17 protein-coding genes are annotated in these 26,665 nt (G+C 61.5%); 3 read left to right on the top strand and 14 right to left on the bottom strand.

What is annotated here, in order from left to right; translation table 11 throughout:
* Positions 1-37 precede the first annotated feature (37 nt).
* Both PSJE_RS20340 and PSJE_RS20335 read right to left on the bottom strand, forming a co-directional pair.
* Positions 38-9,094 carry an Ig-like domain-containing protein gene (locus PSJE_RS20340; protein WP_408003795.1) on the bottom strand — a complete coding sequence of 3,019 codons (9,057 nt, stop codon included), beginning with the start codon at positions 9,092-9,094 and terminating at the stop codon, positions 38-40.
* A 131-nt stretch (positions 9,095-9,225) separates the two neighbouring features.
* The gene (locus PSJE_RS20335) at positions 9,226-10,068 is read right to left on the bottom strand and encodes a sulfotransferase family protein (protein ID WP_090452404.1); all 843 of its coding nucleotides are present in this window, start codon (positions 10,066-10,068) and stop codon (positions 9,226-9,228) included.
* Positions 10,069-10,378: 310 nt separating this feature from the next.
* Here PSJE_RS20335 and PSJE_RS20330 point away from each other — a divergent pair, with 310 nt between their 5' ends.
* Both PSJE_RS20330 and PSJE_RS20325 read left to right on the top strand, forming a co-directional pair.
* A complete protein-coding gene (locus tag PSJE_RS20330; RefSeq protein ID WP_090452402.1) occupies positions 10,379-10,966 on the top strand; it encodes a phage tail protein in 588 nt (195 codons plus the stop codon).
* 54 nt (positions 10,967-11,020) lie between these two features.
* On the top strand, positions 11,021-11,332 hold the full coding sequence (locus tag PSJE_RS20325) for a DUF6916 family protein (RefSeq protein ID WP_090452400.1): 312 nt from the start codon (positions 11,021-11,023) through the stop codon (positions 11,330-11,332).
* A gap of 23 nt (positions 11,333-11,355) precedes the next feature.
* Here PSJE_RS20325 and PSJE_RS20320 read toward each other — a convergent pair whose 3' ends face one another.
* The 8 genes from PSJE_RS20320 to PSJE_RS20285 form a co-directional block, all read right to left on the bottom strand.
* The gene (locus tag PSJE_RS20320; protein WP_057712538.1) at positions 11,356-11,853 is read right to left on the bottom strand and encodes a GNAT family N-acetyltransferase; all 498 of its coding nucleotides are present in this window, start codon (positions 11,851-11,853) and stop codon (positions 11,356-11,358) included.
* A gap of 11 nt (positions 11,854-11,864) precedes the next feature.
* The gene (locus PSJE_RS20315) at positions 11,865-13,961 is read right to left on the bottom strand and encodes an efflux RND transporter periplasmic adaptor subunit (RefSeq protein ID WP_090452399.1); all 2,097 of its coding nucleotides are present in this window, start codon (positions 13,959-13,961) and stop codon (positions 11,865-11,867) included.
* Positions 13,962-15,281, bottom strand: coding sequence for an efflux RND transporter periplasmic adaptor subunit (locus tag PSJE_RS20310; protein WP_090452397.1), 1,320 nt, complete (start codon positions 15,279-15,281; stop codon positions 13,962-13,964).
* Entirely contained in the window at positions 15,278-16,057 is a 780-nt protein-coding gene (locus PSJE_RS20305) for an efflux RND transporter periplasmic adaptor subunit (protein WP_090452395.1), read from the bottom strand. Before PSJE_RS20305 ends, PSJE_RS20310 begins: the two co-directional genes overlap by 4 nt.
* 79 nt (positions 16,058-16,136) lie before the next feature.
* Positions 16,137-17,714: an efflux transporter outer membrane subunit gene (locus PSJE_RS20300; protein WP_090452393.1), complete on the bottom strand. Its 1,578-nt coding sequence runs from the start codon at positions 17,712-17,714 to the stop codon at positions 16,137-16,139.
* A complete protein-coding gene (locus tag PSJE_RS20295) occupies positions 17,711-18,775 on the bottom strand; it encodes an HlyD family secretion protein (RefSeq protein ID WP_090452391.1) in 1,065 nt (354 codons plus the stop codon). The genes PSJE_RS20300 and PSJE_RS20295 overlap by 4 nt, the downstream gene beginning before the upstream one ends.
* Before the next feature lie 26 nt (positions 18,776-18,801).
* Entirely contained in the window at positions 18,802-20,334 is a 1,533-nt protein-coding gene (locus PSJE_RS20290) for an MFS transporter (RefSeq protein ID WP_090452389.1), read from the bottom strand.
* 238 nt (positions 20,335-20,572) lie between these two features.
* Positions 20,573-21,493 (bottom strand): LysR family transcriptional regulator, encoded by a 921-nt coding sequence (locus tag PSJE_RS20285; RefSeq protein ID WP_090452387.1) that lies wholly within the window; start codon positions 21,491-21,493, stop codon positions 20,573-20,575.
* Between the two features lie 242 nt (positions 21,494-21,735).
* Here PSJE_RS20285 and PSJE_RS20280 point away from each other — a divergent pair, with 242 nt between their 5' ends.
* Positions 21,736-22,746: an RHS repeat-associated core domain-containing protein gene (locus PSJE_RS20280; protein WP_090452385.1), complete on the top strand. Its 1,011-nt coding sequence runs from the start codon at positions 21,736-21,738 to the stop codon at positions 22,744-22,746.
* 25 nt (positions 22,747-22,771) lie between these two features.
* On the opposite strand, the gene PSJE_RS20275 is transcribed toward PSJE_RS20280, so the two are convergent.
* Genes PSJE_RS20275 through PSJE_RS20260 form a run of 4 tightly spaced genes read right to left on the bottom strand, consistent with a single transcriptional unit; the run spans position 22,772 to position 26,457 of the window.
* Positions 22,772-23,638: an ABC transporter permease gene (locus tag PSJE_RS20275; protein ID WP_090452383.1), complete on the bottom strand. Its 867-nt coding sequence runs from the start codon at positions 23,636-23,638 to the stop codon at positions 22,772-22,774.
* Positions 23,639-23,659: 21 nt separating this feature from the next.
* Entirely contained in the window at positions 23,660-24,520 is an 861-nt protein-coding gene (locus PSJE_RS20270) for an ABC transporter ATP-binding protein (RefSeq protein WP_057712548.1), read from the bottom strand.
* Positions 24,521-24,525: 5 nt separating this feature from the next.
* Positions 24,526-25,551: an ABC transporter substrate-binding protein gene (locus PSJE_RS20265; RefSeq protein ID WP_090452381.1), complete on the bottom strand. Its 1,026-nt coding sequence runs from the start codon at positions 25,549-25,551 to the stop codon at positions 24,526-24,528.
* Positions 25,552-25,569: 18 nt separating this feature from the next.
* On the bottom strand, positions 25,570-26,457 hold the full coding sequence (locus tag PSJE_RS20260; RefSeq protein ID WP_090452379.1) for a TauD/TfdA dioxygenase family protein: 888 nt from the start codon (positions 26,455-26,457) through the stop codon (positions 25,570-25,572).
* Positions 26,458-26,665: the final 208 nt, after the last annotated feature.

The following is a 26,665-nucleotide window of genomic DNA, read 5'->3' as shown; positions in this document are numbered from 1 at the left end:
TCGCCCCTGGGTGCCGCATCACAAGTGGAGGTTTTCATCAGGCCTGCATTTCGCTGATGCCGGCCAGTTTCAAAGCGGCGGCCAGGTTATCGACCTGCTGCTGCTCGTTGTCTTTGAGCTGTTGCAATTGCTGGCCCAGGGTCGGTGCGCCAAACACCCCGCGCAGGCCCTGGGAAACATCGCCGGACTTGATCGACTGACTGCCAAAGGCGTTCAACGAATCGCGTTCGCTACTGCTGTCCTGATTGAACAGGCTCGATAGCGTGCTGGTGCTGAACACACCGCCATCGCCGCCGCCGAAACCGAGGAAACCATGCCCCGAGCCATCGCCTCCGCTGTCATTGCTGCTGAAAACCTGTGCGATGAAACTCGGGGCCAATGCACCGTGGTTCATGAAAATATCGCCCAACGGCCGGATACCGTTGCCGATCACCCGTTGTTCGAACAACGGCTGGAAGGTCAATGGTGAGCTGAGGTTGCCCGTCGGAGGCGTGAAAATGGTCGGTTGCAGCGGCACGTTGGGCACATCGGTCAGCGTCACCGGGGGGTTGCTGCGCAAATCCAGGTCTGCCGACACGAAAACGACCGAGGAAGTTGGCACCGTGTTGATGACAAAATTGTCGGAATAGCTCACGCCGCTGCCACTGTTGCCGGCCATGTCGCTGATACCGGCATAGTCGATGCTGATCACGTTGCTGGCGATATTGACGTTGGCGGTCGGTGTCAGGGTCGCGGTCCAGGTCTTGCCGCCATCGCTGCTGCTCAGGTCGGACAAGGTGCCGTTGGCAATACTGATGTCGGACAAATCAAAACCACTGACCGCTTCGTTGAAGGTGATGGTCACCTGCGAAGTCTGACCCACGCCCAGGTTCGGATTGGCGACCACGACGGTGGCGCTCGGCAGTTCGCTGTCGAGGGTGTAATTGTTCGACACCGCCACCGTGTTGCCAGTGTTGCCCACCAGATCTGTGACGTTGCGGGTGTCCAGGGCGATGAAGTTGCTTGGGTCGGTGACATTGGCCGTCGGCGTGAACGTCGCCGTCCAGGTCTTGCCGCCATCGCTGCTGCCGAGATTGCTCAGGTCGCCGTTGGTCACGCTCAGATCGGACAGGTCGAAGTGGCTGACGGCTTCGCTGAAGGTGAAGGTCACCGTAGTGGTCTGGCCGATACCGAGGTTCGGGTTGGCAACCACGATGTTCACCGTTGGCCGGGTCGCATCAAGCGCGTAATTGTTGGAGATGGCGATACTTGCGCCGAAGTTGCCGGCAACGTCCTGCACGCGACCGGTGTCGAGCACGATCAGGTTGGTTGTGTCGTTGATGTTGGCGGTCGGAGTCAGGGTCGCGGTCCAGGTCACGCCGCCATCGCTGCTGCTCAGGTTCGACAACACACCATTGGCAACGCTGATGTCCGACACATCGAAACCGCTCACCGCTTCGCTGAAGGTGATGGTCACCGTGGTGGTTTCACCGATGCCAAGTTGCGTGTCTGCAACCACGATGGAGGCGGTCGGCAGCGCGGTGTCGATGGCAAAATTGTTCGAGTCGGTAGTGCCCGTCCCCGCGTTGCCCGATGCATTGACCACGCCGCTATTGTCGAGCGTGATCAGGTTGCCGGCGTCGGTAACGTTCGAGGTTGGCGTAAAGGCCGCTGTCCAGGTAATGCCGCCATCGCTGCTGCTGACGTTGCTCAATGTACCGTTGGCGATGGTCAGGTCAGCGTTGCTGAAACCGGTCACCGCCTCGCTGAACGTGATGGTCACCAGGGTCGTTTCGCCAGCCTTGAGCGCCGTATCGGCGATCACGATGCTGGCGGTCGGCGCACTGGTTTGCACCAGGTAATTCGCCGAGTTGGTCACCCCGCTTCCGGCGTTGCCAGCTGCATCGGTGACACCGGTGTTGTCCAGGGTGATCAGGTTGGTGGTGTCGGTGATGCTGGCGGTCGGCGTGAAAGTCGCCGTCCAGGTGACGCCGCCGTCGCTGCTGCTCAACCCGTTCAGAGTGCCGTTGGCGACGCTCAGATCGGAACTGTCCAGACCACTGACCGCTTCGCTGAAGGTGATGGTCACCAGGGTCGTTTCGCCGGGACGCAGGTCGGTGTCGGCCATGACAATGGTCGCGGTCGGGCGTTGGCTGTCGATCGCGTAGTTGTTCGAGTCCGTGGCCCCGATGCCGGCATTGCCTGCCGCATCCTGAACACCGCTGTTATCGAGCTGGATGAGGTTGCTGGTGTCGGCGATACCCGCCAACGGTGTCAGAATGGCCGTCCAGGTGATCCCGCCGTCGCTGCTGCTCACCGCACTCAAGGTGCCATTATCGATGGTCAGGTCGGCGTTGGTGAAACCCGTCACCGCCTCGGAGAACGTGATGGTCACCAGCGAGGTTTCGCCGACGCTCAGGGCCGTGTCAGCGACCACGATGGTGGCGGTCGGACGCTCGGTGTCGATGGCGTAGTTGTTGGAATCGGTGGTGCCGCTGCCCGCATTGCCGGAGGCGTTCTGCACGCCGCTGTTGTCCAGAGTGATCAGGTTGGAGCTGTCAGCGATGTTGGCGGTCGGCGTGAAGGTTGCCGTCCAGGTGACGCCGCCATCGCTGCTGCTCACCGCGCTCAGGGTACCGTTGGCAATGCTCAGGTCGGCGTTGCTGAAACCGCTCACGGCCTCGCTGAAGGTGATGGTCACCAGCGAGGTTTCGCCGACGCTCAAGGCAGTGTCGGCGACCACGATGGTGGCGGTCGGCAACACGGTATCGATGGTGAAATTCGCGGAATTGGTCGTACCCGCACCGGCGTTGCCTGCCAGGTCCGCGACGCCGGAGTTGTCCAGGGTGATCAGGTTGCTCGTGTCGTTGACCGCGACGGTCGGCGTGAACGTCGCCGTCCAGGTGATGCCGCCGTCGCTGCTGCTCACCGCACTCAACGTGCCGTTGGGAACGGACAGGTCAGCGTTGCTGAAACCGCTCACTGCCTCGGAGAAGGTGATGGTTACCAGCGAGGTTTCACCGGCGCTCAGCGTCGGGTCGGACAGCACAATGGTCGCGGTCGGGCGCTGGGTGTCGATCGAAAAGTTGTTCGAATCGGTGGTGCCGCTGCCGGCGTTGCCCGCCAGGTCAACAACCCCGGTATTGTCCAGGGTCACCAGATTCGTCGTGTCAGTGATGCTGGCGCTCGGCGTGAAGGTCGCTGTCCAGGTGATACCACCGTCGCTGCTGCTCAAGCCGCTCAAAGTGCCGTTTTCCACGATCAGGTCGGCGGTAGTGAGCCCCGTCACCGCTTCATTGAACGTGATCGTCACCAACGAGGTTTCACCGATGGCCAGCGTGTCGTCGGCCACGACGATGGTCGCCGTCGGGCGCTCGGTGTCGATGGCATAGTTGTTGGAATCGGTGGTGCCGCTGCCCGCATTGCCGGAGGCGTTCTGCACGCCGCTGTTGTCCAGAGTGATCAGGTTGGAGCTGTCAGCGATGTTGGCGGTCGGCGTGAAGGTTGCCGTCCAGGTGACGCCGCCATCGCTGCTGCTCACCGCGCTCAGGGTACCGTTGGCAATGCTCAGGTCGGCGTTGCTGAAACCGCTCACGGCCTCGCTGAAGGTGATGGTCACCAGCGAGGTTTCGCCGACGCTCAAGGCAGTGTCGGCGACCACGATGGTGGCGGTCGGCAACACGGTGTCGATGGTGAAATTCGCGGAATTGGTCGTACCCGCACCGGCGTTGCCTGCCAGGTCCGCGACACCGGAGTTGTCCAGGGTGATCAGGTTGGTCGTGTCGTTGACCGCGACGGTCGGCGTGAACGTCGCCGTCCAGGTGATGCCGCCGTCGCTACTGCTCACCGCACTCAACGTGCCGTTGGGAACGGACAGGTCATCGTTGCTGAAACCGCTCACGGCCTCGCTGAAGGTGATGGTTACCAGCGAGGTTTCACCGGCGCTCAGCGTCGGGTCGGATAGCACAATGGTTGCGGTCGGGCGCTGGCTGTCGATCGAAAAGTTGTTCGAATCGGTGGTGCCGCTACCGGCGTTGCCCGCCCCGTCGACCACACCGCTGTTGTCCAGGGTGATCAGGTTAGTGGCGTCGGTGATGCCAGCCGTCGGAGTAAATGTCGCGGTGTAAATGATGTTATCGCTGGTGCTGAGATTGCTCAGAGTACCGTTGCTCACCGTCAGATCGGCCGTGGTAAAGCCGGTCACCGCCTCGGAGAACGTGATGGTCACCACTGATGTCTGACCCACCGCCAGCGCCGAGTCCGCGACCACAATGGTGGCGGTCGGGCGCACGGTGTCGATCACGTAGTTGTTGGAGTCGGTGGTGCCGCTACCGGCGTTGCCCGAGCCGTTTTGCACACCGCTGTTATCCAGGGTGATGACGTTACTGGTGTCGGAGATGGCATTGGTCGGCGTAAAGGTTGCGGTCCAGGTGATGCCACCATCACCGCTGGTCACGGAGCTCAAGGTGCCGTTGGCGATGGTCAGGTCGGCGTTGCTGAAACCGCTCACCGCCTCGCTGAAGGTGATGGTCACCAGCGAGGTTTCGCCGACGCTCAAGGCAGTGTCGGCGACCACGATAGTGGCCGTCGGCAGCACCGTATCGATGGTGTAGTTACCGGAGTTGGTAGTGCCGCTGCCGGTGTTGCCCGCCAGATCGCTGACTCCGGTGTTGTTCAGGGTGATCACGTTGCTCGAGTCATTCACGCCGACGGTTGGGGTGAAGGTCGCGGTCCAGGTGATGCCACCGTCGCTGCTATTCACCGAGGTCAAGGTGCCGTTGGCGATGCTCAGGTCAGCGTTGGTGAAACCCGTCACTGCCTCGGAGAAGGTAATGGTCACCAGCGAGGTTTCGCCGGCACTCAGGGTGGCGTCGGCCAGGACAATGGTCGCAGTGGGTCGGACCGTGTCGATAGCGTAGTTGTTGGAATCGGTGGTGCCGCTGCCGGCGTTCCCCCTCAGATCAGCCACGCCGGTGTTGTCCAGGGTGATCAGGTTGGTCGTGTCGTTGATGCTCGCCGAAGGCGTGAAGGTTGCCGTCCAGGTGATGCCGCCGTCGCTGCTGCTCACCGCTGTGAGCGTACCGTTGGCGATGGTCAGGTCGGCATTGGTGAAACCACTCACCGCTTCGCTGAAGGTGATCGTGACCAGCGAGGTTTCGCCGATTCTCAGTGCCGTGTCCGCGACCACAATGGTTGCCGTCGGGCGCACGGTGTCGATGGCGTAGTTGTTGGAGTCGGTCGTGCCGATGCCCACGTTACCGCTGGCGACAGCCTGCACACCGGTGTTGTCCAGCGTGATCAGGTTGGTCGTGTCGGTGATGCTGGCAGTCGGGGTGAATGTCGCGGTCCAGGTGATGCCGCCGTCGCTGCTGCTCACCGCTGTGAGTGTACCGTTGGCGATGGTCAGGTCGGCGTTGGAGAACCCACTGACGGCTTCGCTGAAAGTAATGGTCACCAGCGACGTTTCACCGATTTTCAACGCATTGTCGGCGACCACGATGGTCGCCGTCGGCAGCACCGTATCGATGGTGTAGTTGCCGGAGTTGGTAGTGCCGCTGCCGGTGTTGCCCGCCAGATCGCTGACTCCGGTGTTGTTCAGGGTGATCACATTGCTCGAGTCATTCACGCCAACGGTAGGGGTGAAGGTCGCCGTCCAGGTGATGCCACCGTCGCTGCTGCTGACGGAGGTCAAGGTGCCGTTGGCAATCGTCAGGTCGGCGTTGGTGAAACCGCTCACCGCCTCGGAGAAGGTGATGGTCACCAGCGAGGTTTCGCCCGCGGTCAGCGTTGGATCGGCCAGCACAATCGTGGCAGTCGGACGAACAGTATCGATGGCGTAGTTGTTCGAATCGGTGGTGCCACTGCCGGTGTTGGCCGCCAGATCGCTGACCCCGGTGTTGTTCAGGGTGATCAGGTTGGTCGTGTCGTTGATGCTCGCGGAGGGCGTGAAGGTCGCCGTCCAGGTGATGCCGCCGTCGCTGCTGCTCACCGCAGTGAGCGTACCGTTGGCGATGGTCAGGTCGGCGTTGGTGAACCCGCTCACCGCCTCGCTGAAGGTGATGGTCACCAGCGAGGTTTCACCGATTCTCAGCGCCGTATCCGCGACCACGATGCTGGCCGTCGGGCGCACGGTGTCGATCGCGTAGTTGTTGGAGTCGGTGGTGCCGCTGCCGGCGTTGCCCGACAGATCGCTGACCCCGGTATTGTCCAGAGTGATCAGGTTGGTCGTGTCGGTGATGCTGGCGGACGGGGTGAAGGTCGCCGTCCAGGTGATACCGCCATCACTGCTGCTCACCGCCGTGAGCGTACCGTTGGCGATGGTCAGATCAGCGTTGGTGAACCCGCTCACCGCTTCGCTGAAGGTGATCGTCACCAGCGAGGTTTCGCCGATTCTCAGCGCCGTGTCCGCCACCACGATGGTCGCGGTCGGACGGAGCGTATCAATCGCATAGTTGTTCGAATCGGTGGTGCCGCTACCGGCGTTGCCCGACAGATCGCTGATCCCGGTATTGTTCAGGGTGATCAGGTTGGTCGTGTCATTGACGCTGGCGGTCGGGGTAAAGGTCGCCGTCCAGGTGATGCCGCCATCGCTGCTGCTCACCGCCGTGAGCGTACCGTTGGCAATCGTCAGGTCGGCGTTGGTGAACCCGCTGACCGCTTCGCTGAAGGTAATGGTCACCAGCGAGGTTTCACCGATTCTCAGGCTGGTGTCGGCCACCACAAGGGTCGCGGTCGGGCGCACGGTATCGACGGCATAGTTGTTCGAGTCGGTGGTACCGCTCCCGGCGTTGCCCGCCAGATCGTTGACCCCGGTGTTGTCCAGGGTGATCAGGTTGGTCGTATCGGTGATGCTGGCGGTTGGGGTGAAGGTCCCTGTCCAGGTGATGCCGCCATCGCTGCTGCTCACCGCAGTGAGCGTACCGTTGGCAATCGTCAGGTCCGCGTTGGTGAGACCGGTGACCGCTTCGTTGAAGGTGATGGTCACCAGCGAAGTTTCGCCGACTCTCAACGCATTGTCCGCCACGACGATGGTCGCGGTCGGGCGTACGGTGTCGACCGTGTAGTTATTGGAGTTGGTGGTGCCGACGCCGGCGGTACCCAGACCGTTGATCACACCGGTGTTGTCCAGGGTAATGACGTTGGTCGTATCGGAAATACTGGCGGACGGCGTGAACGTTGCTGTCCAGGTGATGCCGCCATCGCCGCTGCTTACCGCACTCAAGGTGCCGTTGGCGATGGTCAGGTCCGCATTGGTGAAACCGGTCACGGCCTCGGAAAAAGTGATCGTCACCAAGGACGTTTCGCCGATGCTCAGTGTGGTGTCAGCAACCACGATGGTCGCGGTCGGTGGTGGCGCATACGCGGTGTTGAGTACACCCCCGTCGTTGTAGATGGTCGCGAAGGAGGTCGGCGAGGTGCCGGTTGTACCTCCGCCCTGCGCGGTACCACCCGCACCACTGGCCGCGGCATTACCGGCCAGGGCCGCGAAGTTGGCGGCCGTCATCAGCAGCGTGCCTTTGTTCCAGATCGCACCGACGCCCCGGCCGCCAATGCCGCCATTACTAGCATTGCTGCCTTGGCCACCGCCACCGCCACCGCCGCCACCGGCGCCGATGTTGTTGCTGATGGTCGACGTGCCGATGACGGTGATGGTGCCGCTGCTGGCGTTGTAGATCCCGCCCACCGCGTTGCCGCCGGCGCCACCCACCTTGTCCCAACCGGCCCCGCCGCCGCCGCCGCCTATGGATATCGTGCCATTGGTGGCCGTCGCACCGTTACCGCCGTTGCTGTAATAGGAAACGCCCACCCCGCCAGCACCGCCAGTGGAGGTACCGCCACGACCGCCCATGTGGGTGGCGTCATAACCGCCGCCGTAACCACCGACGCCACCGCTGCCCGCCTGGCCGCCCAACGTGCCGGTGCCTGGCCCTGCCGAACCGCCATGCCCACCGCCCTGTCCGCCCAGACCGCCGCCGCCACCGCCGCCGCCGCCGTAAAAAGCGCCCGTGACACCGCCGCCGCCACCGCCACCGGAAGCCCCGTTGGAGGTCACGGTAACGTTGTTCAGGGTCAGAATCCCGGCGTTGAAAATACCTCCGGCCATCGCGCCCGTGGCACCGTAGCCACCGTTGCCGCCATTGCCCGACACCAGGCCACGGGTGATCACCAGGCCATCGAGCGTGACGATACTGCCTGAGCTCACTTCAATCACTCGGGTCCTGTACTGACCATCGAGAATCACATCCGCCGCACCGTCGTTGTTCAAGTCGCCATCAACGGTGACGTTCTTGTTGATCAGCAATTCGGAGGTCAACTGCACCGTCATGCCACTGCTGAAGGTGACGATATCGCCGTTCTGCGCCGAGGCGAGGGCGGCACGCAACGAGCCGACGCCCGTATTGGCGTTGTTGGTGGCGGTCCAGGTGGCCAGGCCCCACTGATAGTCGCTCATGGCTGTGGTCGAGAGCACGTTGGCGCTTTCGATGTTGCCGGTGGCGATTTCCAGATTCCAGTCGCCGCCCACGCCGGTACGGTTGCTCGAAGCCGCTACATCGCGGCCGGTCATTTGCGCCAGCGAGTCGACAAAGCTCAGGCCACGCTCGCCTTCGGCGGTGTAGCAGCCGTAGATCAGGATGTCACCGCCAGCGTTGATGTCCTTGCCGATTTCCGCCAGCACCGCGCTGCGAGCGGCGACGTTGTCAGCCGACAGATAGCTGTCGCCCAGCCACAGGTCGCCAGCGTTGCCGTGGGCGATGATCTGCACCGAGCTGATGCCCTGATGCTGATCGAGGTAGTCGGCAATTTGTTGCAGTCCATCCTTGCCCGTGTCCAGCTTCACGATCTGGGTCCCGGGGGCGACGCCCCGGAGCAGGCTGTCGGCATCTTTCACCCGAGAGTCGACGAACACCACGCTCTGCCCTGGCACCGCAACCGGGCTGACAGCCGGCGCGGCATCGGTCTGGCCGTGGGTGTCCTTGCTGATCGTCGGGTGATCGGCAGTCGGTGTCTTGGCGGCATCGGCTGTGGAATGGCTATCGGCCTGGGCCGCGGTATCGGCCACCGTGGCGGCGACGGCGCCGTCGAACAGCATGCGTGGTTCAAGGGACATGATCATGGGCGCCGCTGGCGTCCGTTGACCTTCGGTTGCCCGTGACGTTGCCTTTACCCCGCCAAAAATGGTCCACCACATGCTGCTCACCCGGATTCGAACGAATATACGTAAGGCATCAATGAAAAACGCCGCGATCAAATGTTCGCGGCGTCGGACTTCATACGAATGACATTGGCGGCGCTGGCAGAGCCATCGAGCCAAAAGGACAAGTCTGAGTATTGCTTGAACAGATCCGGCGGCAGGATGGTGCGTCGTGCCTGCACGGCGACCTTGGGTCTGACCTTGTGCAGGCCGGCCACCCCGAGGGCTTGATCGAATTCCGGGGCGTCGTACGCCAGGTGTTCGAAGTCGTGCTCGAACCAGGGTTCGTCGATAAAGTCGTAGACCAGCCGCAGCACCCGCTCCGGAGCCTGGGTCAGCAAGTCATAGTCGATGATCAGCAAGGAGTCGGCATGCTCGCCGTAATAGGCTTCCTTGAGCGCCGCCCAGGCAAAACCCACCAGGCGATTGCGCTGGGCCAGGGTTTCGCAACGGCTGTAGACGGTGTTGCGCTCGACGGCATCGCCGAAGAGTTTGGTGTTTTCATAGGGATTGGCGCGGTACAGACGCTCGATGCTGTCCATGACCCAGGCGACGTTGCGCACGCAGGCAATGACCTTGGCCTTGGGAAACAGATCGCTGATGGCCGGCAGGCGGGAACTCCACAACCGATTGGTGTCGAACACCACCGATTTGTCGGCCTTGTCGGCGTAAAAGGAATCAAACAGGCCGCGCAACAGGCGACGGCGCATATCGGTGTCGATAACGGCACCAAACTCGCTGCCGGCGCTGCACTGCTCCAGAACACCGGAAAACAGGGAACCGACGGGGCTGGTCATTCCGGCATGGAAACGCGGATTCTGCAACAGGATTGCAGAAAGCAGGGTCGACCCCGAGCGCGGCAAACCGGAAATGAAATGAAAATGGTGCAAGTCCATTCACCGTATTTGATAGTCCTTTTGTAGGACAAAGCGTAGTCGATCGATAAAGCTTCGACTAGTGGTCTTTTGATATCAATTTGAAGCTAAATCGACTTGATACCGAGCTTTTCGTAAACAGTGAAGGACATTAACGATGACAGCGTGGGGAGCGTGTCCATCGGACAAACACAACCTCGCCACGACACCCACAATCTACGTCTACGCTGTGGCGTGGCGTGACCGAGCCACGTAAAGAAAAGGAGTCGACACCCCCAGGTGTCTGGCAGCCGCGTGGCGCGCCAACCACCAACCTGAAGGATAAGGATTAATGGAAGTATTTATCGGCACTATCCAGCCTTTCGCCTTTGATTTCGCCCCCCAGAACTGGGCCCTTTGCAATGGCCAGACGTTAAGCATTTCGCAATGGAGTGCATTGTTCTCGCTGATTGGCGTGAACTACGGCGGCAACGGCCAGACCACCTTCATGCTACCCAACCTGCAAGGTCGATTACCGATGGCCCAGGGCACCGGCACCAATCTCAGCACGCGCACCATTGGCGAGATTTCCGGTACCGAAAACGTCACCGCGACCATCGGCAACATGCCCAACCACACCCACCAGATGTCCGGACTGACCGCCACCACCACCCTGCAACTGGCCAACCCGCCGAGCAATCCCGTAAACGTGCCAACGACAACCAACGCCTTCATCGGCGCTTCGAGCGGCGGACCGGGGACGGCGAATATCTACTCCGATCAGCAAGGGGCAACGGCGGTGGCACTCCAGGGCGTGAGCACCACCGTCACCGGAGAGATTGCCTCCACTGGCGGGACCCAGCCCATGAGTGTGATGAACCCGTTCCTGGTCATCAACTTCAGCATCGCCCTGCAAGGGTATTTTCCATCGCGTGGCTGAAGGTTCGCCGGGGGCCGCGCGCCCCCGGCACTGTTCACTTTTCGGAGGCTGATCATGTTGCAAGCGGTTCAAAGTCATCATTTCCAGACCCTGCTGGGCCAGACCGTTGTCCTTCGCCTGCCCGACGGCAGCGAACTGCCGGTGCAGTTCGAACACCTCGAAGAGTCACCCCGCGCCCGCATGCGCAACAGTGAGCGCATGCCATTCAGTGTAGAGTTCAACAGCCTGGCCCCGACCGATTTTGTGGACGGTTTATGCACGCTGCAATTGCCGGAACTGGGCAAAGTGGAAAACATTTTCGTTTCCCGGGTGCCGTCGATGGGACGTGATCCGCAGCGAGGCTACTTCTACATCGCCTTCAACTGACCCTTTTCTGGCTCGCAGTGCCCTCAGCCTTGCGGATACCACACCAGCCTTTGTGCCGCGACGTTGTACTCCTGCACTGCAAAACCCAGCGCCAGGTAATGCTCAAGCGCATGGGGATTGCTGGCCCAGACCACCGTCGCCACCGGGCAACGAATCTGTTGGGCGGCCTTCTGCACCCCCTGCAATACCGCCCGCCCATACCCCTGCCCCCGCGCCGCCGGGATAAAGGCCAGATACAGCACGCGAATCTCATTCGGCCCGAAATCAGTGCTCAACGCGCCGATCGCAGTGCCGAGTTTCTCAACCACGTAATGCATGGCATTGGGGAAGTTTTCACCCAGTCCTTGCTCCTGCACCTGGAACTGCTGGGCCACAATCTGCTCGACCACCTCCACACTGTCGTCGATCCATTGCAGGTCCGGTCGGGCCGATTGATACAGGCGTTGCAAAAAAGGCCCATCGCTGGCTCGCGAAGGCCGCACCACCAAACCTTCGGCTGCCACAGCACTGCTGTTCGCCATCGTCGCACTCCTTAAAAACCGCTTTCCCTGACCCCCAGCGCCGCCATGCGTCGCCAGGCAACCCCCAATAACGACTCGCCGCTGCCCTGCAACACCACCACGCCGCGCAACGGCTGCACCGGCGTCGGCGCCGGTTCGAGGGTACTCAATCGCGCGCCATACTGCGCCTGTACCGGCTCGGCTCGTTGATACTGATCGCGACGCACGGCAATCGGTCCGTGGTGATCGGAGGTCAGTGCCTCCTGATCGACAAACGCCACACCGTTGGTGTCGATTTCGCTCAGTTGCACCGCAATCGCCGGATGCATCGGATCATCGGCGATAAACCGTCCAGTGGCGCCCGGTGCCACGCGCCAGAGTTCTGCCTCGGCCAGATAGCCACGCAAGCGCACGCCGTCCTCGACCACCCGCGCCAGCGGTTCCCGGGTCGACAGCCAGCGCCCCACCGCCCATTGCGGCAGCAGATCTCGCACGGTGCCGGCATGGGGGGCGCGCAATAGCAATCGCTCGCGCTGAGCCGCCAGCCCCCGGTACTCGGCGACCGCTTCGGCCAGGCGCTGCTCGACGATTGAGGCATCGGAGGCCGTTTCGCTGCGGCTGGCCTGACGGCGCATTTGCAATTGCTGAATCTCGATTTCCCGGCGCGCAATGGTCTGGCGCGAATCGAGATCCGGGGACTCCAGTTCGATCAGGACATCACCCTGCACCACCGACTGCCCGTCATGCACCTTCACGGCTTTGATCCGTGCCGCCACCGGCGCATGCAAGGTGTTGACCCGGCCCGCTTCCAGCATGGCCGGCACCTCGACGGCACTGCGCCACGGCAGGATGAGCACCAGCAACAGCCCGAGCAATGCCAGGCTGCTGAGCAGCACCCGCGGTCCATGCGCCTGCTCGCGGCGGCCCCACCACTGGTGCCACTCACTCATGATGGGCAGAAAGATGAACCAGACCAGCTCCACCAGCATCAGGAAAATCCCCAACACCTTGAAGAACAGGTGATAGACCGCCAGAGCGATCCCGAAAAACAATGCCGCGCGCCATAACCACGAGCCATACCCCCAGATCAGCAAACGCCGTTGCATTGTCGGCGACCAAGGCTCCGGCGCCGCTGCGCCGTAGCCGAACAAAAACTCGCGCAGGCGCCAGCGGCACAGGGCAAACGCCCGACCTTGCAGGTTATCGACCTGCCAGAAATCGCTGAGCAAAAAATAACCGTCAAAACGCATGAATGGGTTGAGATTGACCACCAGTGTGGTGATCCACGTAGCACTGGCGAGCATGAACGCGGCGGTGCGGGCGGGACCGTCGGGCAACAACGACCAGGCCAGCAAGGCAATGCACGCCAACAGCAACTCCGCCAGCACGCCGCCAGCGCCAATCAGCAACCGGGCCTTGCGATCATTGACCCGCCAGGCATCGCTGACATCGGTATAAAACATCGGCAGCAGCACCATGAACGCCACGCCCATGCTCTGTACCCGGCACCCGGCGCGCTTGGCCATGAATGCGTGACCGAATTCGTGGCAGAGCTTGGCGAAGAACAGGGCCACGCCAAACGCCATTGCGCCGCCAAGGCTGAACAGATGCGGAAACGTTGCGATAAATCGCTGCCAGTCCCGCGACACCAGAAACACCCCCACCCCCAGCACGGCGGGTAATCCGTAGCGCAGCGCTCGCGGACCGAAGCGCTCCAGCCAAGGCCAGACACGGTTGAGAAAACGCTCGGGGCGCCACAACGGAATTCGAAAAAACAGGTACTGATGCAGCAACACTTGCCACAGGCTCCGGCGCTGGGCATCCGCTTTAACGCTGTAGCTGGCACGCTGCTGGGGGTCGAGGGCGGTAATCAGGTCGTGGCTGCGCAAAAAAACCAGCAATTGCTCCAGATCCGTACCGTCCAGCGCCAGTCCCGGCTCACGATTGGCCGCTTGCAGGACCTGCTCGGGTTCACCCAGCGACCAGTGACGTAACAAACGCATCGCCGTCGTACCGAGCTTGAAGTAATGCCCTCGCACCGGGTCGGCCAGCGTCCAGCTGGGCGCACCGTCCAGCGCCGGCGCTGCCGGGGACAGTTGCAGGTCGGCACGCAGGCCGGGCAGGCTCATTTACAAGCCCACGCTCTGACGCAAACCGGCCAACGGTCGACGCAGCAGGTACAACCCCAGCGGCGCCCGGTCACCGAAGATTTTCGCCGTGCCGCGCAATCCGATGCGCGGGGGTGGCGCGTCGAAATTCGCATCCAGCCGATAAGCCAATTGCCCGCCCGCCGTAGGTTGCGCTTCATAAGCCGAACGTTCGAGTCTGGCCAGATGCCGTTGCAGCGGGTCACTGTCGAGAAACAAGGCGACTTCAGCGCCGGGCTCCAGGGAGATCGCGTCCCCCACAGCCAGCTCGATACGCAATTGCGCCTGGGTCGGATCGGCGATCTCCATCAGCCGCTCGCCGGTCTGCACCGGTTTGCCGGTCCAGCGTTCGGCATCGGCAAACACCGCAATACCATCGCGCTCGGCGCGCACTTCGCTGCGCTTGAGCAGTTCACGGGCGTAGTCGCGCTCGGCGCGTTTCTGTTCAACCCGGGCGGCCAGCAAATCCAGTTTCGAACTGGACTCGGCATCGGCGAACGAACGCTGGGAGTTGGCCTTGAGTTCCGCCTCGGCAACCCCGAGGGCGCGTTCGGCGACATCGGCCTGGGCCTTGAGTGTGGTGCTTTCGAAGCGCAGCAGCAATTCGCCGGTCTTCACCGTCTGATTGGGTTTGACCAGGAACTCGGCAATGACACCGTCCAGCGGTGCCGCCACTACCCGCCCGCCCAAGGGCACCACTTCAGCCGGTGCCAATACGGACTGGCGCACCGGGATCAACAGCCCGAGCAATAGCACTGCAACCAGCAAGCCCCGGCGTTTGCGGGTCCAACGCAGACGCCAGGGCTTGCGCGGTTGCAACGCCTGCCAGGCGTGGCTGTAGGTATCACCCAGTTGCGCCAGCAGCACCTGTTCGGCTGGGTTCCACGCAACGTCCCGGGCCAGCCACAACCCACCGAACACCTCGCCCTGACGATCGACCAGCGGCAGCCAGAACACCTGCGCCGCCGACAGGCTTTGCCATTCAGCCCGCAGCGACTCGCCGAGGACATCGGCGGCAACGACCCGCGCCTGCTGCAATTGTTCGCGTTTGAACAACTGAGCCACCGCCTGCTCGACGAACGCTACAAAGGGTGAGTTCGGCTCCACCGCGCTGACACCGGTCACGGCCTGCACCTTCCCGGCGATCAACAGTGCCGCATGGCGAAAGCCAAACAATGCCTGTCCATCATTGACCAGGCTGTAGGCCAATTGGGCGGACGTTTGGGCTGCGCGGGTCTGGCGCTCAAGATCAAGAAAACGTGCGAATACCTGTTCGGCACCGCCGCTCACCGGCGCGTTCACTTGAACTCCGCGAAATGCGCAGTGCCGCTCATGCCCGCCAGCAACCCGCTGGCGTCGGGCACGCTGGCCACCAGCAGCAGGGTCTGGCTGCCTTCATCGATTCGTGCGCCCAGGCGTTTGACTGTCGCATCCAGCGGCTTGCCGGTTTCATCGGGGACAAAACTGAAGGTCTGGCCGGGCTTGAGTCGGGCCATCCAGCGCGAGGGCACCAGCAAATGGATTTCCAGGGTGCGATTATCGACCACGTCCAGCAAGGGTGCGCCGGCAGGTACGCTTTCATAGCGCTGTACCTTGCGCTCGACGACCTGGCCATCGAACGGCGCCTGCACGCTGCAACGCTTGACCTGCACTTGATACACCTGGGACTGCGCCTGGGTTTCGCTGACCTTGGCCTCGGCACGTGCCACTTCGAAACGCCCGACCGAATTCAGCGCGGCCAGTCGCCGGTTGTGCGCCAGTTCTTCACCCGCGCCACGGCTGGCCGCTTGAGCGGCATTGAGCTGCGCCTGATAGGCCGAGCAATCGAACCGCGCCAGGGTATCGCCCTTCTTGAACGATTCCCCCTCGCTGAACGGCAACTCGACAATCCGCCCAGGGACCTCACTGGCCAGTACGGCCTGGTCCCGGGCCCGCAGTACACCGCGGGCCTCGGTGCTGGTCGCAGTACTGGCGCCTGCATCCATTTGCGCAAGCGGGTCGTCTGCCCCAGGCGTTTGCGCCTGGACAGCGCTCGCGACGAGGACCGATCCCAACCCCAACACACAGAAAATCCGCATGACCGCACTCCCTTTCGGATCAACCGAGTCTACGGCAGCGGTGACTAGCGTCAAGCAGATGGCCATCATTGCCTGCGTATTAACGCTGCGCCGTCACGGCCAACGGATACACCGACTCCCAACCCCCACCCAACGCCTTGTACAACCCGACGGCCGCCAGCGACACGCCGGTCGAGCTCTCGACCCACTGCTCCTGCGTCGCCAGCAACGCTCCTTGCACGGTGAGCACCGTGACGAAATCCACCACGCCCTCAACGTACTGCTGTTGCGCGGTGTCCAGCGCAATGCGGTTCTGACGTACGGCTTCGGCCAGACTGTCGCGGCGCAACTGGCTGGCGTTGTAGGTGGTCAGTTGATCATCGATTTCATGCCAGGCGCGCAGCACGGTTTGCTGATAGATGATAGCGGCTTCCTGTTGTTGTGCTTCGCGCAACTCGAGCACGCCACGCAAGCGTCCGCCGTCGAACAACGGCAAGCTGAACTGCGGGCCGATCCCGAACGAACGCGAACCCCAGGAGCCGAAATCGCTCAGTTGCATGGCCTGGGAACCGATGTTCCCCGACAGGGTGATTCGCGGATAGAAATCGCCCTTGGCCACGCCAATGCCGGCAGTGGCGGCATGCAGCCGTGCTTCGGCCTGGCGAATGTCCGGCCTGCGTTCAGCCAGTTGCGAGGGCAAGCCAATGGCGACCTGGCGCGGCGTTTGTGGCACCGGTGCGTCTGTGGATAACTCCGCCGTCAATGCCTGGGGCGCTTCGCCCATCAACAGACTCAAGGCGTTGATCAGTTGCCACTGGCGCTGCTCCAGTGCGGGCAGGCGTGATTCGATGGCCGCCACCTGCGCGGCGGCTTCAGCGACATCCAGATCCGTCGCGACGCCGTCGGCCAGGCGCAGTTGCGAAAGCTTCAGGCTATGGCGGGCGACGTCGAGATTCTGTTCGGTGACGAGCCGGGTGTTCTGCACGCCACGCAGTTGAATGTAGTCCTGGGCGGTTTCGGCCAGCACCGACAGCAGCACACCACGTCGGTCGTTCTCGGCGACTTCAAGGTTAGCATCGGCGGCTTCGGTTTCCCGACGCACGCGGCCCCAGAAATCCAGCTCCCAGGAGGCGGAAAAGCCGGCATCCCACAGGTTGAAGGCGGATTGGCCGTTGTGCCCTGACGGGTCGCTCAGGCCTTCACCACTGTTACGTTTTCGGGCGTAACTTCCCGTGGCGGCGGTATTCGGATAGCGGTCGGCTGTGATCACCTGGCGAACTGCACGACTTTGCTGCAGGCGGCTGCTGGCGAGCTTCAAGTCGAGGTTGTCGGTCAGGGCGCGCTGGCTCAGGGCGGAGAGTTTCGGGTCGTGGAACACCTCCCACCAGCGCTCGTTCATCGTTTCGGTGACTACTTGGCTGGCGGCTGCCTTTGATGGTTTCGACCACTCGGTGATTTGTGTGGGCTGAGGTTTGTGAAAGTCCGGGCCGACGGTGCAGGCGGACAGGCTCAGCATAAGCAAGGCAGAAAAAGTCAGGCGAGGCTGATGACCTCTTCGCGAGCAAGCTCGCTCCCACAATGGACTTTCTGTGATGCGAAAATCTTGTACTTCGCGCATAACCCTTGTGGGAGCGAGCTTGCTCGCGATGGCGTCCGCACCGTCAACACAGGTTTTCATCGCTGAGTCACCTCACGCGAGACACCACTGCCGGTATCGATGCTCGCCTCCACCGACATCCCCACCCGCAAGCGCTCGGCCAGCGACTGTCCCGGCTCCAGCACGATTTTCACCGGTATCCGCTGTACCACCTTGGTGAAGTTGCCGGTGGCGTTGTCCGGTTTGACCGCGGCAAACGTCACCCCGGTGGCCGGTGCAATGCTTTCGACACGACCGTTCAGTGCCGCACCGCCCAGGCTGTCGACGCGCACTTGCACAGCCTGCCCCGGCTGCACATCCGTCAGTTGGGTTTCCTGGAAATTGGCCATCACGTACGCCTGCGCCAGCGGCACCACGGCGAGGATTTTGCTGCCCGGTGTGACGTAGGCGCCGACCCGCACCGCGCGTTCGCCGACCATGCCGTCCTGTGGCGCGACGATCCTTGTATAGGACAACTCGTAGCTGGCCATTTCCAGCTTCGCTTGCGCCCGTTTCAGCCCCCCTTCGGCTGCATCGCGCTGGGCCGTGAGGATCTCCACTTGTTTGCGCTCCGCCGCCAGTACCGCCGTGGCATTGGCCAGCCGTGCGGAGGCCTGGTCGATGCGCGTTTGCGCCTGTTGCGCGTTTTGCACCGTGCCAGCGCCCACCCCGGCGAGGTGGTTGTAGCGGTTCAGTTCATGCTCGGCAAACGCCATTTCCGCCTTGGCCGAAACCACCGAGGATTGCGCCTGGGCAATCACCGATGCCTGGCGCTCGAGGGTCGCCCGGGCGTTTTGCAGTTGCGCCCTGGCCACCAGCGTTTCGGCATCGGCGGCCTCGGCGGCGGCGCGTAGATCCCGGTCATCGATCAGTGCCAGCAACTGCCCGGCCTTGACCTGCTGGTTGTCCTCGACCAGCACTTGCTTGATAAACCCGGCAACCCGCGGCACGACCAGGGTGAAATCCGCCGAGACATAAGCATCATTGGTGTTCTGCTGGGTACGCTTGCCGAACAGGCCGGGCATCGCCAGGTACAGCAACACGCCGACGGCCAATGCGGCGGCCACGGCAACCGCGACTTTCTGCTTTGCTTGAGTGTTCATAAAAACCTTCTGTTTCAGTGGAGCAATCAGGTCGGTGCGCGCGGTGGATAAATCCGCGTCGGCAGCCAGAAAATCAGCAGGATCAAGATCACCGCGATACCCGCCATGCACAGGTAAAGATCAGAGGAAGTGAGCACCACCGCTTGCTCATGCAGCCGATGAGCGAGGCTTGCGCTGTCGCGCTCGACCAGCGGTGAGTTGCCGAGACGGTCGACCAGCATGGTCGAGTGGAAATGCAGGCGTGCCGTGGTCATCGCCTCGATCACCCCGGTGGCGATGACCGCCGACAGGCCTTTGACGGTGTTGAACCAGGCCGATGCAAACGGCCCTTCCATCGGGTTGATGCTGCCGGTGGACAGCATCAGCAGCGGCAACACCGCCATGGGCTGACCGAAAATCTGCAGCCATTGCAGCACATAGAAATCGTCACGAATCCACGCAGAGGTCAGTTGCGAGCCGCCGACGCACGACAGCGCCAGCATGCTCAAGCCAATGCCCAATACATAGCGGCAATCGACCCAGCGAAAGTTGCACAGCGCCGCCACCAACGGCAGCGCAATCAATTGCGGCAGCGCCGCCAGCAGCATGATCGGCGCGGTCTGCACCGGGCGATAATCCTGGACCTGCGCCAGGTAGCTGGACGGAATAATGATCACCGCCTGCAACACCACCAGCACGCCTGCCAGGGTCAGCAGGGCGAAAGACAGGTTACGGATGCCGAGCATCTGCATCTTGAAAAACGGAATCGGCTGCGACCACTCGCCGGCCAAAAACAGCACCAGCAACAACAGCCCGCCGCCGAGCAATCCACAGATCAGGTTCGACTCGAACCAGTCCAGGCGATTGCCCTGCAGGATGCCGATCACCAGCATGCAGATGGCGGGAAAGCCCAGCAGCACACCGCGCCAGTTGAAGGACTTGAAGCGCTCCAGGCGGAGGGGGTCCTGGGGTAAGCCATACGCCACTGCGGCCATGGCAATCAGGCAAGGCGCGATGATTTGCCAGAAGGTCCATTGCCAGCCGACATACTCGGTCCACAACCCCGCCAACGGCGTGCCCAGACCCGGGCCGAACGTCGCCGTCAGGGCATAACCGGCCAGGCCATACAACTTCACATTGGCCGGCAGAAAGCGCAGGGCCACGGTCATCAGCATGGGTGGCAATGCACCGCCCGCCAGGCCTTGCAAGGTGCGTAGCAACAACAGACTTTCATAATTCGGGGCGAAGGGGCACAACACACCCAGCAGGGTGAACAGGCTGATGGCGCACAGGGTGAAACGCCGCAACGAGAACGTCACCGCACACCACGGCGCGAACGCCATGGCCGCCACCGAAGTCGCGGTATAACAGGCGACCAGCCAGGTGCCTTCGTCGTAGCCGATGGCCAACGCACCACGGATATCGGCCAGGGCGACTTTGGTCACCATCTCGTTCAGACCCGACATCAGCACCGCCACCAATACGCCAACCAGGCCGATAATGATCCGCGGGCCGAAGACAGGTGGAGCGGCTGCCGTGCTGGCCGCAGCCACAGGTGCCGTGACCGTAAGGGAAGTCATGTACTGCAAGCTCCGGCGTGGAAAGACCGAAGCATTCTAAGAAGCGTAATGCCTGACGAAAATCAACTTATTGGCAGGTTATAAGTGCGCCAAACACAACGATACAACCCCTGCCCCCTGTAGGAGCGAGCTTGCTCGCGATGGACGTCAACGATAACGCGTGCTGACTGATTGATCGTGTCGTTCAGACGTTTTTCGCGAGCAAGCTCGCTCCTACAGGGGGGGAATTGCGTTCAGGTCAGTCCGGCTGCGCGGCCAGCCAGGTTTCATCGCAGCAGGATTTCAGCGTTTCACGCAGCCAGCGGTGGGCCGGATCCTTGTCGAATCGCGGATGCCAGGCCTGTGTCAGCATCAAGGTCGGCAACGGAATCGGCAGGTCGAACGAGCGCAGCTTCAGTCCGAGCCGCCGCACACTCAGCAAGGCTTCCTTGGGCACCGGCAGAATCAGGTCCGAATCGGGCAAGGCAAACATCGCCGCATGAAAGCTTGGCGCGATCACCGCCACCCGCCGCTCCAGCCCCAGGGCATTGAGCGCGGTATCGATCGGACCTCGGGCAATGCCGCGCCGAGACATGCTGATATGCGAGAACCCCGCGTAACGCTCCGCCGTGATCTCTTCGTCGAACAGCGGATGATCCTCGCGCACCAGGCCGACAAAGTGGGTGGAAAACAGGTTCTGAATCTTCACTTCCGGGGTCAACGGCCGGGTGTTGCTGACGCTCAGATCGATCCGCCCTTCGCGCAATGCCTCATCATCGCCATCGCCTTCCGGGACGAAACGCAATTCGCAGTGCGGCGCCTGCCGGTCAAGGGTGTCGAACAGCTTGCCGCCGTAGACGCCGACAAAGAAGTCGTTGGCCCGAATACTGAAACGCCGCCGCAGCGAACTCAGCTCCACCATATCGGCCGAACGAAACAGCAAACCGGCCTGTTCCACCACGCTGCGAACCTGTTCGCGCAATTCCAGTGCCTTGGGGGTCGGTACCAGGCCACGGCCGGCGCGCACCAGGATCGGATCGCCAATGGCCTCGCGAATGCGCGTCAACGTCCGGCTCATGGCCGCCGGGCTGAGGTTCATCCGCCGCGCGGCGCCCACCACACTGCCCTCGTCGAGCAAGGCATCGAGGGCGACCAACAGGTTCATGTCTGGGAGTTGCATCGTGAGCACTCGTGTTTAATCTGGACTGATTCAGACGCAATGCTAGCAAACAAACTGCCGAATCATGTGTTGGCAGCACCGACCTCTTCGCGAGCCTGCTCGCGAAAGCGGTGGAGCCGTCACCACATCCATTCGCGCCAGCCCATAGAAACAACTCACACCACTATCAGTTCTGATAGTTCGCAAACCTGGCTCAAGCGAGTAAAACTCAAAGCCTGCCCCGTTTCCGCGAAGATCCCGGCATGAGCCAACCTGTTGATCGAGACAACCGCAGCCGGCCACGCGTAGTACTGCTGGCAACCGACCGCAGCCAATCCATCATTGGCGAAATCGTCGATGGACTGACCAAAACCATCGGCTACTCAGCGTACGGCGAGCAGTCCGCGCAGCAGAGAGTCGAGACACGGCTGGGGTTCAATGGCCAGTTACGTGAGGCGAATATCGGTTGGTATTTACTGGGCAACGGCTACCGCGCCTACAACCCGCGGTTGATGCGTTTTCACAGTCCGGACAGTTGGAGTCCGTTTGGGCAGGGTGGGTTGAATGCTTATATGTATTGCGCGGGGGACCCGATCAATCGGGCGGATCCTACGGGGCATTGGGGAGTGATATCTATACTTTCCGCCACTAGAGAGCTTGGGATCATCGGTTACCTGACTTCTTCAGTAGGAACGGGATTGAATATTGGCTCTTTAGTAATAAGTCGCGGACAAGCTACCCTCGCAAATGGTTTAGGCACGATATCCGGGCTGACAGGGATGGCTGCAGGACTTTCAAACATGTTTGATATTGCTCCTCAGGCATCTCAATTGCTTTCCGCTACAAGTTTGGTATCGGGCGCAGCCTCGACTTATCTTGGCTATCGGTCAATGCGGGCAAACTTCAGGCATCTTGGGTGGTACGAGGCGCCTTTCAGCAGACCGCCAGGCAGCCCTCCTGCGTACTTCGATATTAACCCACTGACTGGCGCCTCCAGAGCCAAGCCGTCAATGCCCCCCGCCTACCCCCTCAATCGCTCAACTCTAATTGATGCATCAGCAGGCGAAATACCACCAGCTTATTCACGACAAGATCCTGATTTGTTCTCGAGACCATTGCTTGACGCAGATAATCGCGGGGCGCTTTCAACGTTTCCAGAACCGATAGGAGTCCATGGAACACCATCGCCCCAGCGTCAAGTTCGACTTCGTAGAGAGCGCTTGAATCGGCTAGACGGGATATCCACTGCACAGACAATACGGCAGAGGAGATGAAGACCAACAATGGACGGTGTCACACTCACCGCACCATCCCCCACCGCCTCACCGTCACCCGCTCCAACGAATCAAACACCAGATTCTCCACCAGCAATCCAATCAGAATCACCACCACCAACCCGGCAAACACCTTGTCCGTGTACAACTCATTGCGATTCTGAAAGATGTACCACCCCAACCCGCCCTTGCCGCTGGTTGCGCCAAACACCAACTCGGCAGCAATCAAGGTCCGCCAGGCAAACGCCCAGCCGATTTTCAGCCCGGCGAGGATCGACGGCAGCGCTGCCGGAATCAGGATGAACAGCACGAAACGCATGCCCTTGAGGCCGTAGTTGCGCCCGGCCATGCGCAGGGTTTCCGAGACACCAAGAAAGCCAGCGTAGGTGTTCAGCGCCAGCGCCCAGAGCACCGAATGCACCAGCACGAAAATCAGGCTGTTTTGCCCTAAGCCAAACCACAACAGCGCCAGCGGCAACAGCGCGATGGCCGGCAACGGGTTGAACATTGAAGTCAGAGTACTCAGCAGGTCACGACCGAACTGGGTCGACACCGCCAGCGTGGTCAGGGCAAACGCCAGAACGATGCCGATCAGGTAGCCCTTGAGCAGCACCACCAAAGAAATCCACACCTTGCCCAGCAACTCGCCGCTGAGCAGGCCGTCGTAAAGCGCGTGAGCGGTTTGCACAAAACTCGGCAGCAGCAGGTCGTTGTTTTGATAACGGGCAACCGCTTCCCATAGCACGGCAAGCAAAATCAGGATCAGGCTTTTACGTAGCCAGCCCTGTTGCCACAGGCGTTGGCCGAGGGGCAGTTCGCGCTCCAGCGGCACGCTGGTCAGTGGCGGCAATACGGTTTCGAATTCTTCACGCGGGGATGATAAATGGCTCATCGGGCCCTCCTTTCAACTGGCTCAATAAGCGATGCGGATATCAGCGAAATCCAGTTCATGCTCGGCTTGCGGTGATTGACCTTCGTCGAACAACAGTCGATGAATACGTCGCGCCGATTCCTGAAACGCCACACCGCCGAGGCTGTGCAAATCGTACTGGTGGCTGTGGACTTCCGCCCTCACCCGTCCGGGATGGGGTGACAGCAACAGAATGCGATTGCCCACCACCAGTGCCTCTTCGATAGAGTGCGTGACGAACAGCAGCGTGAAACGCACTTCCTCCCAGAGCAGCAGCAATTCTTCCTGCATCTTGCGCCGGGTCAGGGCATCGAGCGCAGCAAAGGGTTCGTCCATCAACAGGATTTTCGGCTGCATCGCCAGCGCCCGTGCGATGGCGACCCGTGCCTTCATCCCGCCTGACAAGGTGTGCGGATAAGCATCGGCAAACGCCGCCAGGCCGACCTTTTCCAGATAGTGCAGCGCTCGCTCTTCGGCCTCCCTGCGCTTGAGGGTTTTCGAAGCCAGAAGCGGAAACATCACGTTCTGTTTGACGGTTTTCCACGGCGGCAGTTGATCGAACTCCTGAAACACCACGATCCGGTCCGGTCCCGGCGCATCGACGCGCTGGCCTTGCAGACGGATCTCGCCTTCCACTGGCTGGATGAAGCCGGCGGCGGCTTTGAGCAACGTCGACTTGCCGCAACCGGACGGGCCGAGCAGGACAAAGCGGTCTGCCGGATCGATCTCGAAACTGACTTGATGGGTCGCCCGCACCACGCGCTGCGGTGTGCGGTATTCGAGGCTGACGTTATCGACCGACAGCAGCGCCTGGGCTGCCGCGATCGGTTTGCTGACCGTGTGGCCTTGCAAAGGAGCGTTCATTTCGGTCAGCTCCCTTGCAGTGGTTTGGTGTCCTGGAAGAAGTAGTCCTTCCACGAATCCGGTTTGTTTTTGATCGCGCCAACGCGGTACAGGAACTCAGCCAACGGGTAGGTATTTTTCGGCGTGACGCTGAACTCGAACTGCGGGTTGTCGATGATTTTCAGCAACGCCGCACGATCGATTTTGGCCTTGGTAACGCGGATGTAAGTGTCCGCCGCTGCGCCTTTGTCGTTCTGGGCAAACGTGGCCGCTTCGGTCAGCGCGTCAATGAATGCCTTGTAGGTTTTCGGGTTCTCATTGCGGAATTTCTCGGTGGCGAACAGCACCGTCGGCGAGTTCGGACCGAGAAGGTCATAGGTGTTCAGTACCACGTGCACGTTGGGATTTTCCAGCGCCTGATCCTGGAACGGCGGGTTGGAAAAGTGCCCGGTCAACTCGGTTCCGCCAGCGATCAGCGCAGCCGTGGCATCAGGATGTGGAACAGCGATGGTGTACTTGTCGAGGCGATTGAAGTCCTTGTCACCCCACTGTTTGGCCGCCGCGTATTGCAGGAAGCGCGACTGCACCGACACGCCCACCGCCGGCACTGCGATTCGGTCTTTCTCGGTGAAATCGGCAATGGTTTTGACCTTGGGATTATTGCTCACCAGGTAGTACGGGAAGTTGCCCAGAGAAGCCACGGCCTTGACGTTCTGCTTGCCGTGGGTGCGATCCCAGATGGTCAGCAGCGGGCCAACACCAGCGCCGGCAATGTCGATAGAGCCCGACAGCAACGCGTCGTTGACCGCTGCACCGCCGGAGAGCTGGGTCCAGTCGACCTTGATGTCGATGCCTTCCTGCTTGCCGTACTTCTCGATCAGGTTCTGATCGCGCACCACGTTCAGCAGCAAGTAAACGATGCCGAACTGTTCGGCAATGCGGATTTCACCTTCGGCGTGGGCCACGGTCGGTGCCACCAGGCTGCCGGCGATCAGGCTGAAACCCAGACCGATGGCCGCGGCCAGAGGTGCGAATGGAAGACGTTTGGACATGATCAGATCTCCGACAATTCAGAAAGGCGCGTCGCCCTGGATGGTGGTGCGATACAGCTTGCGGCGCAGATGGCTGGGGCATCCGGCGGCGAGGTGGATCAGCGAACGGTTGTCCCAGAACACCAGGTCATGGGGCTGCCATTGATGGCGGTAGATGTTTTGCGGCAGCACGCTGTGGGCGTAGAGCTCGGTCAGCAGTTGCTGGCTCTCGTCTTCCGGCAGGCCAACGATGCGAGTGGTGAACCCCTCGCTGACGAACAACGCCTTGCGACCGTTTTCCGGGTGGGTACGCACGACCGGGTGGACGACTTCGGCGACCTGGGCGAGTTGCTCCGGGGTCAGGGTCGGGCGCCAGTTGCCTTCGAATTTGGTCTCGCTGTAACGCGCGGTGTAGGAGTGCGCGGCCGAGCGACCTTCAACGGCATTGCGCAACGCGAGTGGCAGGTTGTCCCAGGCTTTGTGCATGTCGGCGAACAATGTGTCACCGCCTTCTGACGGCAGCTCCTGGGCATGCAGCATCGAGCCCAGGCTCGGCAGTTCTTTGTAGGAGAGATCGGAATGCCAGAACTTGCCGGCGTCACCCAGGCCGATGTTCTGGCCGTTTTCGACGATGTTGGAGACGATCAGGATTTCCGGATGCCCTGTCAGCAGGAACTGCTTGAGCACATGGATCTGCAACACGCCAAAACGACGGCTGAAATCGATCTGTTGCTCAGGGGTTATGCGCTGGTCGCGGAACACCACTACGTGATGATCCAGGTGCGCGCGGTGAATACGGGCGAAGTCCTGATCATTGATCGGGCGGGACAGGTCGAGACCGATGATCTCGACGCCCACCGCTCCGCTGAACGGGCGGACTTCAAAGAGTTGTGGCGCGATGCTTGGCGAAGCTGAAGCTGCAGACATAAATCACTCCCACGCACGGCACGCACAAAGGCGCGCGCGTCGATCAGAAACTCACGGAGGTCCCGTGTTGGTTCGTGTCGTGCGGCGCGCCGATTGGTCGACAGGTACGCAGGAGATTGACTTTATAGATATAAGAATTGAAATTTAAATACCGTTAACGAATAACGATATGGCGATTGCTAAGGGAGTGGAGGAATCGTGGTGTGAC

Source organism: Pseudomonas jessenii, from assembly GCF_002236115.1.
GTDB lineage: Bacteria > Pseudomonadota > Gammaproteobacteria > Pseudomonadales > Pseudomonadaceae > Aquipseudomonas > Aquipseudomonas jessenii.
The sequence above is the reverse complement of the archived record's forward strand: the minus strand, read 5'-3'. Positions and strand labels throughout refer to the sequence as shown.

What these genes read in the sequence shown, in the direction of transcription:
- PSJE_RS20330 (WP_090452402.1), top strand. Translation starts at nt 10,379, where the DNA reads ATGGAAGTATTTATCGGCACTATCCAGCCTTTCGCCTTTGATTTCGCC.
- PSJE_RS20325 (WP_090452400.1), top strand. Translation starts at nt 11,021, where the DNA reads ATGTTGCAAGCGGTTCAAAGTCATCATTTCCAGACCCTGCTGGGCCAG.
- PSJE_RS20305 (WP_090452395.1), bottom strand. Translation starts at nt 16,057, where the DNA reads ATGCGGATTTTCTGTGTGTTGGGGTTGGGATCGGTCCTCGTCGCGAGC.
- PSJE_RS20270 (WP_057712548.1), bottom strand. Translation starts at nt 24,520, where the DNA reads ATGAACGCTCCTTTGCAAGGCCACACGGTCAGCAAACCGATCGCGGCA.
- PSJE_RS20295 (WP_090452391.1), bottom strand. Translation starts at nt 18,775, where the DNA reads ATGAACACTCAAGCAAAGCAGAAAGTCGCGGTTGCCGTGGCCGCCGCA.
- PSJE_RS20290 (WP_090452389.1), bottom strand. Translation starts at nt 20,334, where the DNA reads ATGACTTCCCTTACGGTCACGGCACCTGTGGCTGCGGCCAGCACGGCA.
- PSJE_RS20265 (WP_090452381.1), bottom strand. Translation starts at nt 25,551, where the DNA reads ATGTCCAAACGTCTTCCATTCGCACCTCTGGCCGCGGCCATCGGTCTG.
- PSJE_RS20335 (WP_090452404.1), bottom strand. Translation starts at nt 10,068, where the DNA reads ATGGACTTGCACCATTTTCATTTCATTTCCGGTTTGCCGCGCTCGGGG.
- PSJE_RS20340 (WP_408003795.1), bottom strand. Translation starts at nt 9,094, where the DNA reads ATGATCATGTCCCTTGAACCACGCATGCTGTTCGACGGCGCCGTCGCC.
- PSJE_RS20315 (WP_090452399.1), bottom strand. Translation starts at nt 13,961, where the DNA reads ATGAGCCTGCCCGGCCTGCGTGCCGACCTGCAACTGTCCCCGGCAGCG.
- PSJE_RS20260 (WP_090452379.1), bottom strand. Translation starts at nt 26,457, where the DNA reads ATGTCTGCAGCTTCAGCTTCGCCAAGCATCGCGCCACAACTCTTTGAA.
- PSJE_RS20300 (WP_090452393.1), bottom strand. Translation starts at nt 17,714, where the DNA reads ATGAAAACCTGTGTTGACGGTGCGGACGCCATCGCGAGCAAGCTCGCT.
- PSJE_RS20280 (WP_090452385.1), top strand. Translation starts at nt 21,736, where the DNA reads ATGAGCCAACCTGTTGATCGAGACAACCGCAGCCGGCCACGCGTAGTA.
- PSJE_RS20275 (WP_090452383.1), bottom strand. Translation starts at nt 23,638, where the DNA reads ATGAGCCATTTATCATCCCCGCGTGAAGAATTCGAAACCGTATTGCCG.
- PSJE_RS20285 (WP_090452387.1), bottom strand. Translation starts at nt 21,493, where the DNA reads ATGCAACTCCCAGACATGAACCTGTTGGTCGCCCTCGATGCCTTGCTC.
- PSJE_RS20320 (WP_057712538.1), bottom strand. Translation starts at nt 11,853, where the DNA reads ATGGCGAACAGCAGTGCTGTGGCAGCCGAAGGTTTGGTGGTGCGGCCT.